The organism is Acinetobacter sp. V91_7 (genome assembly GCF_031799075.1).
Taxonomy (GTDB): Bacteria; Pseudomonadota; Gammaproteobacteria; order Pseudomonadales; family Moraxellaceae; genus Acinetobacter; species Acinetobacter calcoaceticus.
This window is the reverse complement of sequence record NZ_JAVQNT010000043.1, coordinates 122,065-135,848: the sequence shown is the minus strand read 5'-3', so window position 1 is coordinate 135,848 and position 13,784 is coordinate 122,065. Positions and strand designations below refer to the sequence as shown.

Genomic DNA, 13,784 nt, shown 5'->3' with positions numbered 1-13,784 from the left:
ATTTTTTTAAAAAAAACTGCATTTTCGCTCAAATTCATAAAATACAGTAAGCTTCTGAAATATTTGAGATTTAATTTTCATAGGTAACAAGTTGAGTTAAACATGGTAACAAGTTGAGTTAAATGTACGGAAAACGCAATAAAATCAAAGGCTTAATAGAGAATTATACGAATGTTCGTATAATGTATATTATGTTAAATAAAAGATTTGGAAACCTACCATATATAAAGCTCTGGCTACTCTACGTTGTTACTACGCCGTTTATGCTTCATTACACTGAATTATTAAAAGCTTGCTCGACTGCATCTGTTGCTCAAGCAACTTACTAAGCCGTGGCACTCTTAATTACTTAAACTGGCTTAACCCTATTTCTAATCTTAGCCAGAATAATTCTCTACACAGCTTCCTATAAGTTGTCATTACATTTTTATATTTACCCTTGTGAACTGCACATCACCTTTACGAGCTGTATTTTGCGACTACTACTGGCTGCTATATAGATTTCCTTTTCTAAATAGCCTTTTAAACATTTATGTCTCGAAAATGGCATTTGGGACTAAAACCAGAAAAATACTTAGCCTGCAAAAGCTCTTATTCAATATTGTGACAACCATATATCTTATTGAAATTTAATTAAAAAATTAAAATACAGCTATACATTCTTTTAAAAACTTATATAATTTATGTGCATAGCTATTCTTTAGATTTCCATCAGCACAGTACAACTCACACTAACTGTAATAAAAAATACTCAAGCAATCCCTTCCGTTCATCTGGTTTGTTCGGGTCTAAAAGCTGAACCACTGCGCCATCAATCACAAACAAAAACATGTGTGCATCTTGTTCTGAAGCATTTTCATTGCTTTTTAAAAGCAAATTATAGATTTCATTAATCAGCCAGTTCCGATAGTCAACTACCACCTGATATGCCTTTGGATGCGTTTTCGCAATTTCAAAAATCGCTTTGAACGGCAAATGGTAAAGCCTATCTAAGTCGGCGTGTAAGTAATATATTTTGCGGAGTTTTTCAACTAATGTTAATTCTTTTTGAACATGGATAATTGAAATGACCTCATATTTAAGGCCATCTTTTTGAAAAGTTAAGCTCATTTCAATAAGACGTTCTTTTGAGTGAAAGTAGTTATAAAAGGTGGCTTTAGGGATGTTTGCCGACTCAATAATTTGGTCTACACCGACATTGTGAAAACCGTATTTATTAAAAAGATATCTTGCAGAATGAAGCACGCTTAAAGCACGAAATGGAAGATCTGAATGTGGCATAGTTTTACCGTGTCAAATTATTGTTGTATATGAATGAGATAAAAAAGGCATAGCAAAGCCGTAAAGACTGTGCACAGCACATCTCAAGTTTTAATTGTCTAAGTTTTAAGTAATAACGAGCTAAAGCCTGAAAAGCCTTACGGCGATCAAGCTGCGTTAAATGTTTTAAGCTGTGTTGTTATAGCTTTTGGCAATGGCTGCCAAGAAATGATGAATGTACAAAGCCAACTCCTTATATATGGAGTTCTGCCAGAGCATAAGATTTATGGTGGCAGAACGAAAGAGGGTTAGCAGACTAGTAATAACTCAAACTAGCACACCCGAAGGTGTCCCTCTCCCGTCCTACCGCTACGGGAGGGAACGAGTAGTTCACCACACAAGGTTATTCCTCAGAAGGAAAAGCTCTGATGCGGGAGTTATTATGCGGTCTGCTAAAACCGACTGGCAATGTGGCCAGCAGGCAAAGGATAGTGTCCAAATCTCTTGTCGTCAAGCACACAAAATGACATTTGTTTTTAAAATAGACCATTAAAAAGTAAGGATAAATAATTATCTAATTATTGTTAATTTGAGGTTTATAAAAAGATATGTGTAGAAATTTAGCCTGTTTATATAGAAGTATTCAGTTATTTTTAGAGTTGGGCAGGCATTTTTCTTTTGAAAGGTGTGTGAAAAATGCCTACTCATTTTTCTAGGCGCTCAAGTTTGGTGCGACCAAAATTTTGATTTGGGATCTATCTTCAAGTAGCGCATCAAAACCGTCTTTTACTGCGCGCTCCAGCGGAACAACTTTAGTCACAATGAATGACGGATCAAACATTTTATTTGCAACCAGTTGAATAAGCTCTTCATACACATGTCGATAGCCCACACTCGCGATGAGAGACAACTCATTATTGACCATATCAAACGAATTAAATTTAGCTTCAGGCATGAGGCCCACCATGACCAATTTCCCTCCTTTACGCAGGGCCTGTAATCCATTTTCCAAAGTGGCGTTTAAGCCAGCAGCTTCAAAGCTAGCATCTACCCCTAACCCGTTTGTTTCAGCTTGAATGGCTTGAACCAATTCATGACTATCAAACTCTCGACCATTGAATACATGCGTTGCGCCAGCTTGTTTCGCAGAGTTTAAGCGTTCTTCTGAAACATCGACCGCAACGATGGTGGTGGCTCCTTGTAACTTTGCGAGTGCAACCAATAACAGTCCAATTGGCCCTAAACCAAATACGGCACATGTGTCACCAAGCTTGAGTTCGGCACGGCGTAAGGCATGTAGTGCTACTGCGGCTGGCTCAAATGTCGCAGCTTGTTCAAAACTCACCGTATCAGGTAAATGGTGCAACATATAAGATGGAATAACGGCAAACTCAGCCATGCCGCCGTCTCCCATTAATCCAGCAAAACCCATTGATACACATAAGTTGTATGAGCCAGTTTCACAATATGCACATTGTTGACAGCGGTATTCTGGTTCTACCGAAACACGGTCGCCGGCTTTGAAGTTTCTTACAGAGCTTCCAACCTTAACCACTGTGCCGCAAAACTCATGTCCTATGACGATGGGTGCGACCGTACCTGACAGTTTATGAGGTACTTCGATCGGAATCGCATGTGGACCACTGTCATACTCATGTAAGTCACTGCCACAAATGCCGCAATAGGCAACCGAAACAACGACTTCGTTATCTTTGGGTGTTGGTACTTCAATTTTTTCTAAACGAATATCATGGGCAGCATGCCATTTAAGCGCGCGCATCATATTTTTCTCCGTCATCATCAGTTTGTATTTATGAAATTACGTTGTCGGTTTGCTTTTTTAGTAGGATCGGTGCGGTCTCTTTAAGTCCAGCTGAGAAAAGGCCTGCCATCATAGCGGCGACAGCAGCCATCCACATGGCAATTGCCAACCCATAATAATCAGCTGCAAGACCTGCGACGATCGGGGCAAAAAAGCCACCTACCAGTTCACTTGTTCCCATAATCAGTCCCAGTGCACTTGCAATTGAATGGCGTGGCACGGTTTCAGCGGGAATGGTCGACATAAATAACGTGAAACAACCAAGCCCCGTATACGTTAAGAACACGAATAGTCCTAGGCTCATGACAGATGTGCCGTAGATCATGGCAATTGGGCATAAAGCAGCAATTGGGGAAAAGATCAGCAGAGCTGTCTTACGTCCCATACGGTCTGATAGACCGGGAACCACGAATCCCCAAAACACCCACGCTGCACCTAGACAAGTCATAACAATGGTCATGTCCGTTGCAGAAAAGTGTCGATATTTCATTAAAAATGTTGGTGCAAATGAAATAATCACCACAAACCACGTGAGAAAACAGCAACCGATCAGCACACATAACAAAATGTTCCGTTCACGTAGTAGAGTCCATCTGCTTACATGAGAGTTTTGCTGTGTTTGTGCAGGTTGTACCTGACTCGGCTTTTCTTTTACCCAAAGCCATATGCATAAGGCTAGAACTAAGCCTGCGATACATGAAACATAAAATGCATCGCGCCATCCATAGTGAGTCGCAATACCGATCACCACGGGTGGCCCAATCACACCGCCAATGAGACCCGGAGATGAACCTTGTAACAGTCCCATATTCAGTCCACGGCGTTCAGGTGTAGAACTGTCGACCATTAAGGACTGTGCCATTGGTAAAACAGGTCCTTCGAATAACCCCATTAAGGTACGAAGTATGAGTAAACTCATGAACCCGACCACCCAACTTGAAGCAGCCGCACATACTGAAAAGCCAAGTACCGCGAGCAAAAGAATGGGTTTACGTATACCTCGAGCATCGGACCACGCGCCTGACAGTGCACCCGATAATGCCCATGTCAACGACAGTGCAGAAGACATTAGGCCGAGCTGCATTTCACTTAGATGTAACTCATCGGATATAAAAGGAAATAAAAACGATAAGGCCAAACGGTCAAAAAACACAAAACCAGAAGTCACACACAAAATCAGCAATAACCGATTTTCGTAGGTCAACAAGGACCGATGAGATGTATACATTGCATATTCCTTTGCAGCTGTAGATCAACGATAAAGTTTTTCAATCATCTCCGCGCCGAGGCCGACTTTTTCATAATGTGCTTTGCACATCTCGATGTATGAATGCACGTCGAAATATCCATCGGGATTGCCTTGTTCGTCCAACCAAATCAGTGGCCCTTTTACAATGAAAAATGCACGCATAGGTTCAGGATGGTCAAAAGCGACGAGCGTATGTCCTTCCCCCGGTGTTTCATAAACAAAGTCCCCTTTTGTTGCTGTCCAGTCATGTTCCAGATAGCCCCATTTCCCAGAGATGGTATAGGCAAAAACTTCGTGAGGATGGTAGTGTCGGTTAACCAGACCAGCACTTTTGGCCATGAGAATATCGCACCATTTATTTTGTGAAGGTGAAATCCATAGCGGACGCGATGATACGGTATCGGTAAAAGGTACATAAAGACGTTCATCCTCTGATGCTGCATCGGCAATGTAAACCTCAGGCAACGCATCTGGTTTTAACGGATTAAGAATAGGTGAAATATCTTGCCAAAATTCATCCTTCGCTTTGTCAACCACGATATATCTCCTTAATTTTGATATCGTGGAAATCACTTTAGCGAAACAATGCTAGGCTGGCTTATCTAAGCTGGACGTATTTTTTGATTCAGCAGGACATCATTATTTAGTATTTGTCTGACTTGATGAGGTCGTTATTTTTTAAGTATTGAAATGGTCAATTTCAATTAAAAAGGGTTGTTTTAAACGCTTTATGCGTATAGTTATAACAGTAAGTTTTATGAAAAACTAAAATAAGGACGGTTTAGGATGAACACTTCCAGCATAGTTTCTTATGCACATTATTCGACAGAAGATGTACCTTTTACTGATCAACTTGAATACTGGAACACATCTAACACCAACTCACTCATCGGTTTGAAGACCTCTTCGCTTCATCTTGAAGGAATTCAATGTGAAATGACCTGTGTGAAATTACCCGAGTTGGGCATAGCCAATATCATTGGCAATAATCATATGATTGAGCGGGATGAAAAAAACATACGTAGTTCTATTTCAGAGTCGATTTTTGCCTGTCTAATTATTAGTGGTAAAGCCTATTTTGTACAAAAAGGAAAATGTCTGTTATTGGAACCGGGTGAGATCATTATTTATGACACACGGGTACCGTATCATTTTGGTTTTTTAACTGAGATGCAGCAATATTTAATAGATATTCCTACCCATGTTTTTTCAGAGCTTTGTAAATTAAGTATCGATCAACTACCGCTTCAACTTTCTAATCAATCCAAAAGCGACAAACTTTTTGCCACAAATCTCAGTTCAACTATTCGCAACTATTTTATTAATCCGTGGGAACAAGATGGAGCCTGTTTTTACGACGATATTCGTGCACTCATTTCCACCACTGTGATTAACCACACGAAAGGCACACAGTTAAGCTGGGCACATCATGCTTATTTAAAAACAGCAAAACATTATATTGCGAATAATCTTTCTGACCCCGACCTTTCCACTCAACACGTAGCCGCAGCTGTTGGAATTTCATTACGCCATTTAAATCGGCTATTTCACCTGCAAGATCAGTCTACTGTAAGTGATTATATCTGGACCTTACGATTAGAGCGTGGCTATGCTCTATTGCATGATTTACATCAGCGCAAAGTGACTATTGGTGAGATTGCTTACAGATTAGGATTCTCTAGCCAATCACATTTTAATCGTGCGATTAAAAAACGCTATGGGCTGGCCCCCGGAAAAATCCGAGAGTCAGGCTTATAAACTCAATACATATGAAATTATGATAAATCCCATGTGTTCTTTGTTGAAAACACTCTTTTTTCATTTGCGCTGATTTAAGAGATTGGAACAAGCTTCAACTAGAAATATGAATTACAAATATTATGATTCTTTAGATACCCCCTCCTAAAACTTTATAAATTTCAATTTGGTTATTTAATTTGACCTGTTCAAGTGCCAGTAAGCCTTATTGAGAGTTTATATGTTGCAGCTGTAGCAGAGACTAAACGGCGCTGAGCATCTAGGCGCTCCTCAATATGTGCAGGTGTAGCAAGAGCATCATTCACTTCTTTAAAGGCTGTTTGAATAGACTTTTCATATTCTGATAAAGCAACTTTTTGGTCTATTTCAGCAATTTTAATACCCGCCTTTCTTGTTCCCCAATCAAAAATTGGTAGATCAATGCTTGGACCAATTGACCATGCAAAATTACCCGACTTAAATAAATCTTTAAGTTCAGTAGATGCATAACCCGTAGAACCAGTAAGGCTTATGGTTGGGAACATTCGAGCCTTCGCAGCACCAATGTTTGCACCTGCCGCTCGCAACCCATATTCAGCAGCTTTAATATCTGGACGATGATTTAACAAATCACTTGGTAAACCCGCTACAAAATTCTTCTCAAGGGTAATATTTTTAATTGAATCACTTGGAAGTAAGTTTTCAGGAATAGGAGAACCTGCTAACAAATCTAGTAGATTTTTTGCCTGTAGAATTTGAGTCTTATAAGTTGCAACGTCATTTCTAGTAGTCTCTACAGAAATTTGTGCTTGTTTTAGTGGCACTTCACTGTCAATACCAACATCAAAGCGCTTCTTGTTTAGGTTATAAGCATCGACTTGCGCTTTTAAAGTCTGCTCAGCAAGATTTAAATTGGCTTGTGAAAAAGCATAATTTAACCAGACCTGCGTGATGTTACTGATTAGACCAATTTGTACAGTTTCTTTCGCGCTTTGAGTTGCAAGATAGTTATTTAATGCAGCATCCTTTAAATTTTGAACACGCCCCCAAAAGTCTAGCTCATAGGCAGTCATTCCTAAGCCCACTTGAAATGTAGAAACTGGGTTATTGGGGTTAATAGATGGGCTAACCTGCCGCACTGCATTTCCAGTTACCCCAATGGTCGGGAGCTGGCTATTTTTTGTGATTTGATATTGTTGCTGTACACGCTCAATATTAAGCGTAGCAGTCCGTAAATCCCGATTATTGTTTAGCCCTATTTCAATGACCTCTAATAATTTAGGGTCAGAAATAAACTCTTATAGAAAAAATAATAAAAAATTTATTTATCTTCTTAAAATTACTTTCCTTGTCTAAACCATCAGGAAAGTAAGTTATCAATTAATCCAAGCAAGCATAAATATTGAAATCAAACAGTTATGTCGCTAAAACAAATCTTATATGACATATAAAATAATTTAATTCTAGTCATTTTAATTATTCCTGAACAATAACGATATACAATTTTATTATCTATACATTTATAAACAATTTAATGGGAAACAATAGTAATGATATATGTTTACTATGCTTTTTTACTTTTCTTCTTAAAGCTAAGTGCAATCGGTTTAATTTTTGGCTTTTATCATGATGATATATTTTTCTTTATAGCAGGTGCTCTATGTATTTTCGCATCCTTTATAACTTACTTAATGATTAAAGAAGTTCGCAAAAATCCTTTTGACAAACACTAGCGAATCAGAGAAAACAGGCTTAATGAATTCAGATGATATCGTCCTTATACCCTATCCTATTTCAATACATTAGCATAATCATGCAGACGTTGAATTGATCTTTTGAAATCAAACCGCTGTAGATCTTGTTCTATCTGCTGCCAAATGTCTTGATATTGATTAAACTGTTGCTTACATTGCATCAATTGTTGTTTAGCTCCACGAATATAACCAATACTCAAATGTTGTTCTAATTGTGCTAGTGCATCTTGCAGATTGAGATGGGTGACAAAAGAAGGAGCTATTTGAAAGGGATCTATTATTTCACCGATATTGTTTTGCATTGGAATATAGATTTCTGGTTGTTCTTCAGCTTGATGTTGATGAATCCATTTTACTCCAAGTTTATCTCCAATTTTGTTTAGCAATAAATTGAGATCGACTGGTTTTACTAAAAAATCTTCATTTAATACATCTGTTTCAGGATTTTGCATACGCTCATTGGCATCTGCTGAAATAATAATAATCGGTACATTGGTAATCTTATTTTTACGTAATAACTTAGCCGTTTCCCAGCCTCCGAGCACTGGCATACTCAAATCCATCAAAATCAAATCAGGATTAAACACAGGAACTTGTCTTAAACATTGTAATCCTGATTCTGCTTCCTCTAAAACAAAGCCTAAAGGCTGTAAAAAGTTTAAGACTAAACCACGATCAGTCACCTCATTATCAACCACTAAAATTTTCTGACGCTGCCCGGTATAACCAACCACAGTATTCGATGCGACATCAGCAATTGGGTGAATCAGGGACTTAGATGGCAAAAATAGTTTAATTTTAAAAATTGAACCTTGTTGAAGCTGACTACTTAACTTCAACTCCCCTCCCAATATATCTACCAACATTTTAACGATAGGCAAGCCTAAACCTGTACCTGCAAAGCTGCCTTGAACCACGTTATTTCCACGTTCAAAGGGTTGAAAGATTCGTTCAAGATCTGATTCAGCAATTCCACAACCTGTATCATGAATCTCAAAATAAGCAGTCTGAAAACGATAATCAACTTTAAATTCAACTTGGCCTGAAATAGTAAATTTCAAAGCATTTCCAATGATATTAATTAGAATTTGCTCAAGTCTTTTTTTATCAATACGAACGTATTCAGGAATTTTTTCGCTAATTTCTACTTTAAACTTGAGTTGACGCTGCAAAAATTGCGGTTCAAACATATTCACTATTTGATTTAAAAATTTGGGAAAATTAATATTCGACATTTCCAGAGAAATCTTTCCTGTTTCAATTCGGGCAAGATCCAATAAACCATCAATCAAAGAGGTAAGATGCTGCCCGCTACGGCTAATTACTCCGAGCGCAGCTTCACCTTTTTCAGATAAGCGTTCTTGTTTTTGAAGAAGTTGACTATAACCTAAAATACTATTTAGTGGCGTACGTAGTTCATGACTAATTCCCACCACATAGCGACTTTTAGCTTCATTGGCTTTTTCCGCTTGAGTTCTTGCATCTTGTAATTGACGATCAGTTATTTTATGGGCTTCAATCTCATCCATGAGCAATTTAGTTTGCGTATTACTTTCAAGCTGTGCCTGACGGCGACTTTCATCATTCAGAACTAACCACCATGCAGCAACGCATAGTAATAAAAACAACACCGCATAAATTTTGATAAATAAAGTCAATAATGCATCGTGTTGCTGGAAAGAATAACCTGTATTCGAAAGCTCTTGTAAATACACTAAACTGAGACTTACAGCTAATACCACACCAAGCACAAAGAGTAATAATATATATAGGCTCAAACGTGTATTAATATATTGAATCCATTTTTTTGGTAAGAACCACACTGCAAATACACGAAGTTGATATGACCACCGTGCATGTGGTTTACACAGATCATGACATCGTGCCTCTAAAGTACAACACAGAGAACAAATTTGACTATTATATGCGGGGCAACTTGCCATATCCGCAGCTTCATAATCGTGTTCACATACTACACAGGTATGCGTTTCTACACAGGATAAAGGTTGTTCTTCCAAACGGGCAAGATAATATTTACCTTGGGTTAAATATGCAATAATAGGTACACATAGCATCGATGAACCAAGCGCAATGAAACCTGCTAAAGATTTGGCAATCTCACCAAACATCCCCCAATAACATAGCAGTGAAAGACTCGAAGCTATAAATAAACTGCCGACACCGACAGGATTAATGTCATATAAATAAGCACGTCTAAACTCAATACCTTTGGGACTTAGACCTAGCGGTTTACAGATTACCAAATCTGCCACGATTGCACCGATCCATGCCAAAGCTACATTACTGTAAAGTCCTAAAACTCGTTCTAAAGCATGAATCACACCCAGTTCCATCAGGAGTAATGCAATAAAAATATTAAACACTAGCCATACTACACGCCCTGGGTGACTGTGTGTTAAACGAGCAAAAAAATTAGACCACGCCAATGAGCCAGCATAGGCATTTGTGACGTTAATTTTAATTTGTGCTACACAGACCAATAGAACTGTCAAGAATAAAGCGATTCCTGGATGTGAAACAACATGTTGAAAAGCGATCCAATACAAATAATTAGGATCTGTGAGTTGACTGCTGGGCACCAAAAATTTCAATGCTAATACCATTAGCATCATACCCATGAATATTTTAAAAAAACCTACCAAAATCCATGCGGGGCCTCCTAAAAATACCGCCAAATTCCATTTATATTGAATATTTTTTTTATCCGGTAAAAACCGTAGATAATCAGCTTGTTCTCCAATTTGGGTAATTAAAGCAAAGAGCACCGTACAAGACGCACCAAAAAATGCCAGGCTAAATGAAGAACTGCCACTTTTTGCACCCTCAATCAGTACAAGTTCTTTTAGTAAGCTGGGATGTTTTAAAAGAACAAAACACCACGGCAAGAGAAGAAGAAATAACCATAAGGGTTGAGTAATCGCTTGCACTTTATTGATAAAGCCAATGCCCTTCACTACTAGCGGTAAAATAATTACAGCCGAGATCAGATATCCCATACTAAGCGGAATACCCAAACCTAGTTCCAATGCCAATGCCATAATTGCAGCTTCAAAGGCGAAGAAAATAAAGGTGAAACTGGCGTAAATTACCGAAGTGATTGAGGAGCCTATATACCCAAAACCAGCACCACGGGTGAGTAGGTCAATATCAACATTATAGCGTGCGGCATAATATCCAATCGGCCAGCTAGTTAGAAAAATGATTATCGCAACCACCAATAATGCCCAAAAGGCATTATTAAACCCATATTGCCATAACATGGTTGCGCCCAAGGCTTCCATTGCTAAAAAACTGACCGCAGCAATAGCCGTATTGGTTACTGTCCACAGCGACCATTTGCGAACAGACTTTGGAGCATAACGTAATGCGTAATCTTCAATACTTTCATCAACGACCCATGTATTGTATTTACGGCGAGTCGGGATCACACGTTGCGGTGCTGAGCGGGGCTTGGCTGATGGATCCATGATGATCAAATATTTATAAATAGTTACTCTTTAAAGTTAAAGCAAAAACTATACCTACCCAACTTAGCTCTAACTAAAAATTAATCTATAACGGACTACACAGCTATATACGTAATGTGACGTATATGTTCATTTTTTAATTCCTCTTAGTCTTAGTCCATACCAAGTGCACAAATATTAGCAAGTGCATAAATTCAAACAGCTTCAGATCAGGGGAAAATATCATGACTTTCAAAACAAAAGTAAATACCGCTGGATTACTGGCAGGTTTACTTACAATACCTTTTTTACTTGCACCTATAATGACTAATGCCAATGTTCCAGCAACAGCAAAAGTGAATACCACAAAGCTTAAAGTGGACGATAAATTTGTATACGTGGGCCAGCTTCACTCAGCAACAGGCACAATGGCAATTTCAGAAACAGGCTCGATTCAAGCAGAACGCTTGGCGATTGAACAGATCAATAAGCAAGGAGGTGTACTGGGGCGCCAAATCAAAATTATTCAGGAGGATGGCGCTTCTGACTGGCCTACTTTTGCTGAGAAAGCACGGAAACTTACTGAAAAAGATAAAGTTGCTGCAATCTTCGGTTGTTGGACATCTGCCTCTCGTAAAGCAGTACTACCCATCATTGAGCGTAATAATGCCCTGCTTTACTATCCAACATTTTATGAAGGTTTAGAGCAATCGAAGAATGTAATCTATACTGGTCAAGAAGCAACGCAACAAGTTCTTGAAGCTTTGAACTGGTTAGCAAAAGAAAAGAAAGCGAAGACTTTCTACTTAATTGGGTCTGATTATATCTGGCCACGCACCACCATGAAAATTGCTCGCACACACATTGAAAAAGTATTGAAAGGCAAAGTGGTCGGAGAAGAATACTATCCTCTAGGCCATACTCAATTTGGTTCTTTGATTAACAAAACCAAGCTAAAAAAACCGGACGCAATCTTCGCTGCTGTCGTTGGTGGTTCAAACGTATCCTTCTATAAACAAATGAAAGCTGCTGGTGTAACTAGCGACAAACAAACCTTACTAACCCTTTCTGTAACTGAAGATGAATTACTGGGGATTGGTGGTGAAAATATGAAGGGCTTCTACTCTTCAATGAAATATTTCCAAAGCTTAAACAACCCAAATAACGTGACATTTGTAAAAGCATTTAAAGCAAAATACGGTCCTAAAGCTGTGGTGGGTGATGTAACCCAAGCTGCTTATTTAGGGCCATGGTTGTGGAAAGCTGCTGTAGAAAAAGCGGGTAGCTTTGACGTCACTAAAGTAGCTAATGCTTCACCAGGTATAGAGCTTAAAACAGCACCTGAAGGTTACGTGAAAATCGATCCAAACCATCACTTATGGAGCAAGTCACGTATTGCTCAAGTGCTTCCAAATGGTCAATTCAAAGTAGTATACGAATCAAAAGGCTTGATCAAGCCAAATCCATTCCCTAAAGGATACTAATTTAACTGCCACAGGATCAGGAGAAGTCATTCTCCTGAACTTTTATACCACACAATTTTAAAGCTTGGAGGATGATGCGATGGATATTTCATTTGCGGAATTCGGTGCAATATTTGCCATGCAAGGCTTTAATGGTTTATCAGTTTTCTGTGTGCTGTTACTGATGGCCTTAGGTCTTGCAATTATTTTTGGACAGATGGGCGTTATTAACATGGCGCATGGTGAGTTCCTAACCATTGGGGCTTATACCACATTTTTTATTTCAACTCTGACTGAAAACTACTTCCCTCAATTACTACCTTACTATTTTATCATCGCGATTGCAGCAGCATTTTTCACCTCAGGGATTATTGGCTATATGGTCGAGCGGCTAATGATCAGTCGACTATATCAGAGACCACTTGATACATTATTAGCCACTTGGGGCTTAAGCCTCATTATGCAACAGTTGTTCCGTTCGGTATTCGGCCCTAAAGAGGTCAGCCCCACCCTTCCAGATTGGTTGATGGGGTCTTATCAACCAACAGAATCCATTGATATTCCTATTAATGGTCTATTTTTGGTCGGAGTGACTTTAACTGTTACGGCCTTTGTTTACTTTCTGATTTATCGTTCACGTTGGGGCTTACAACTTCGTGCCACGAATCAAAACCGTTTTATGAGCGGTGCCGTCGGGATCAATACCAAACGGGTCGACAGCTTGACCTTTGCACTAGGTTGTGGTTTAGCCGGGATTGCTGGGGCAGCCTTTACCACCATCGGCTCCACAGGCCCAACAGCAGGTTCTCTTTACATTGTCGATACCTTCCTTGTGGTTGTGTTCGGTGGTGCAGCTAGCTTACTAGGTACCATTGCATCTGCATTCAGTATTGCCCAAGCTCAATCATTACTAGAATTCTTTTTGTCAGGTTCTATCGCAAAAGTGATTACTTTGGCGACCGTAATCATCATCTTGATGCTACGCCCTCAAGGTTTGTTTTCAATTAAAGTTCGTAAATAGATATTCAGGAG

The 13,784-nt window shown here is 39.0% G+C and carries 8 protein-coding genes and 1 pseudogene; 3 read left to right on the top strand and 6 right to left on the bottom strand.

Translation table 11 applies throughout. The features are described 5' to 3' along the window. Positions 1 to 726: 726 nt before the first annotated feature. From RMB03_RS15555 to RMB03_RS15540, 4 genes are all read right to left on the bottom strand, one after another. On the bottom strand, positions 727 to 1,281 hold the full coding sequence (locus tag RMB03_RS15555) for a TetR/AcrR family transcriptional regulator (RefSeq protein WP_311076848.1): 555 nt from the start codon (positions 1,279 to 1,281) through the stop codon (positions 727 to 729). Between the two features lie 691 nt (positions 1,282 to 1,972). Next, positions 1,973 to 3,043 (bottom strand): 2,3-butanediol dehydrogenase, encoded by a 1,071-nt coding sequence (locus tag RMB03_RS15550; RefSeq protein WP_311076847.1) that lies wholly within the window; start codon positions 3,041 to 3,043, stop codon positions 1,973 to 1,975. Between the two features lie 28 nt (positions 3,044 to 3,071). Continuing rightward, on the bottom strand, positions 3,072 to 4,310 hold the full coding sequence (locus RMB03_RS15545; RefSeq protein WP_311076846.1) for an MFS transporter: 1,239 nt from the start codon (positions 4,308 to 4,310) through the stop codon (positions 3,072 to 3,074). 24 nt (positions 4,311 to 4,334) lie between these two features. After that, the gene (locus RMB03_RS15540) at positions 4,335 to 4,868 is read right to left on the bottom strand and encodes a 2,4'-dihydroxyacetophenone dioxygenase family protein (RefSeq protein ID WP_311076845.1); all 534 of its coding nucleotides are present in this window, start codon (positions 4,866 to 4,868) and stop codon (positions 4,335 to 4,337) included. A gap of 249 nt (positions 4,869 to 5,117) precedes the next feature. On the opposite strand from RMB03_RS15540, the gene RMB03_RS15535 reads away from it, so the two are divergent. Next, positions 5,118 to 6,089, top strand: a complete 972-nt coding sequence (locus tag RMB03_RS15535) for a helix-turn-helix domain-containing protein (RefSeq protein WP_311076844.1) — start codon at positions 5,118 to 5,120, stop codon at positions 6,087 to 6,089. A gap of 130 nt (positions 6,090 to 6,219) precedes the next feature. On the opposite strand, the pseudogene adeC reads toward RMB03_RS15535, so the two are convergent. Both adeC and RMB03_RS15525 read right to left on the bottom strand, forming a co-directional pair. Then, positions 6,220 to 7,366 (bottom strand): annotated as a pseudogene (gene adeC, locus RMB03_RS15530) (AdeC/AdeK/OprM family multidrug efflux complex outer membrane factor); the annotation flags it as partial. Positions 7,367 to 7,857: 491 nt separating this feature from the next. Next, positions 7,858 to 11,310, bottom strand: coding sequence for an ATP-binding protein (locus tag RMB03_RS15525; protein ID WP_311076843.1), 3,453 nt, complete (start codon positions 11,308 to 11,310; stop codon positions 7,858 to 7,860). A 224-nt stretch (positions 11,311 to 11,534) separates the two neighbouring features. Here RMB03_RS15525 and urtA point away from each other — a divergent pair, with 224 nt between their 5' ends. Both urtA and urtB read left to right on the top strand, forming a co-directional pair. Then, entirely contained in the window at positions 11,535 to 12,773 is a 1,239-nt protein-coding gene (urtA, locus tag RMB03_RS15520; protein ID WP_311076842.1) for an urea ABC transporter substrate-binding protein, read from the top strand. Between the two features lie 79 nt (positions 12,774 to 12,852). Continuing rightward, positions 12,853 to 13,773 carry an urea ABC transporter permease subunit UrtB gene (gene urtB / locus RMB03_RS15515; RefSeq protein WP_311076841.1) on the top strand — a complete coding sequence of 307 codons (921 nt, stop codon included), beginning with the start codon at positions 12,853 to 12,855 and terminating at the stop codon, positions 13,771 to 13,773. Positions 13,774 to 13,784: the final 11 nt, after the last annotated feature.

Excerpts from the sequence above, each read along its gene's own strand:
- RMB03_RS15555 (WP_311076848.1), bottom strand. The coding sequence starts at position 1,281 with ATGCCACATTCAGATCTTCCATTTCGTGCTTTAAGCGTGCTTCATTCT.
- RMB03_RS15550 (WP_311076847.1), bottom strand. The coding sequence starts at position 3,043 with ATGATGCGCGCGCTTAAATGGCATGCTGCCCATGATATTCGTTTAGAA.
- RMB03_RS15545 (WP_311076846.1), bottom strand. The coding sequence starts at position 4,310 with ATGTATACATCTCATCGGTCCTTGTTGACCTACGAAAATCGGTTATTG.
- RMB03_RS15535 (WP_311076844.1), top strand. The coding sequence starts at position 5,118 with ATGAACACTTCCAGCATAGTTTCTTATGCACATTATTCGACAGAAGAT.
- RMB03_RS15525 (WP_311076843.1), bottom strand. The coding sequence starts at position 11,310 with ATGGATCCATCAGCCAAGCCCCGCTCAGCACCGCAACGTGTGATCCCG.
- urtA (WP_311076842.1), top strand. The coding sequence starts at position 11,535 with ATGACTTTCAAAACAAAAGTAAATACCGCTGGATTACTGGCAGGTTTA.
- urtB (WP_311076841.1), top strand. The coding sequence starts at position 12,853 with ATGGATATTTCATTTGCGGAATTCGGTGCAATATTTGCCATGCAAGGC.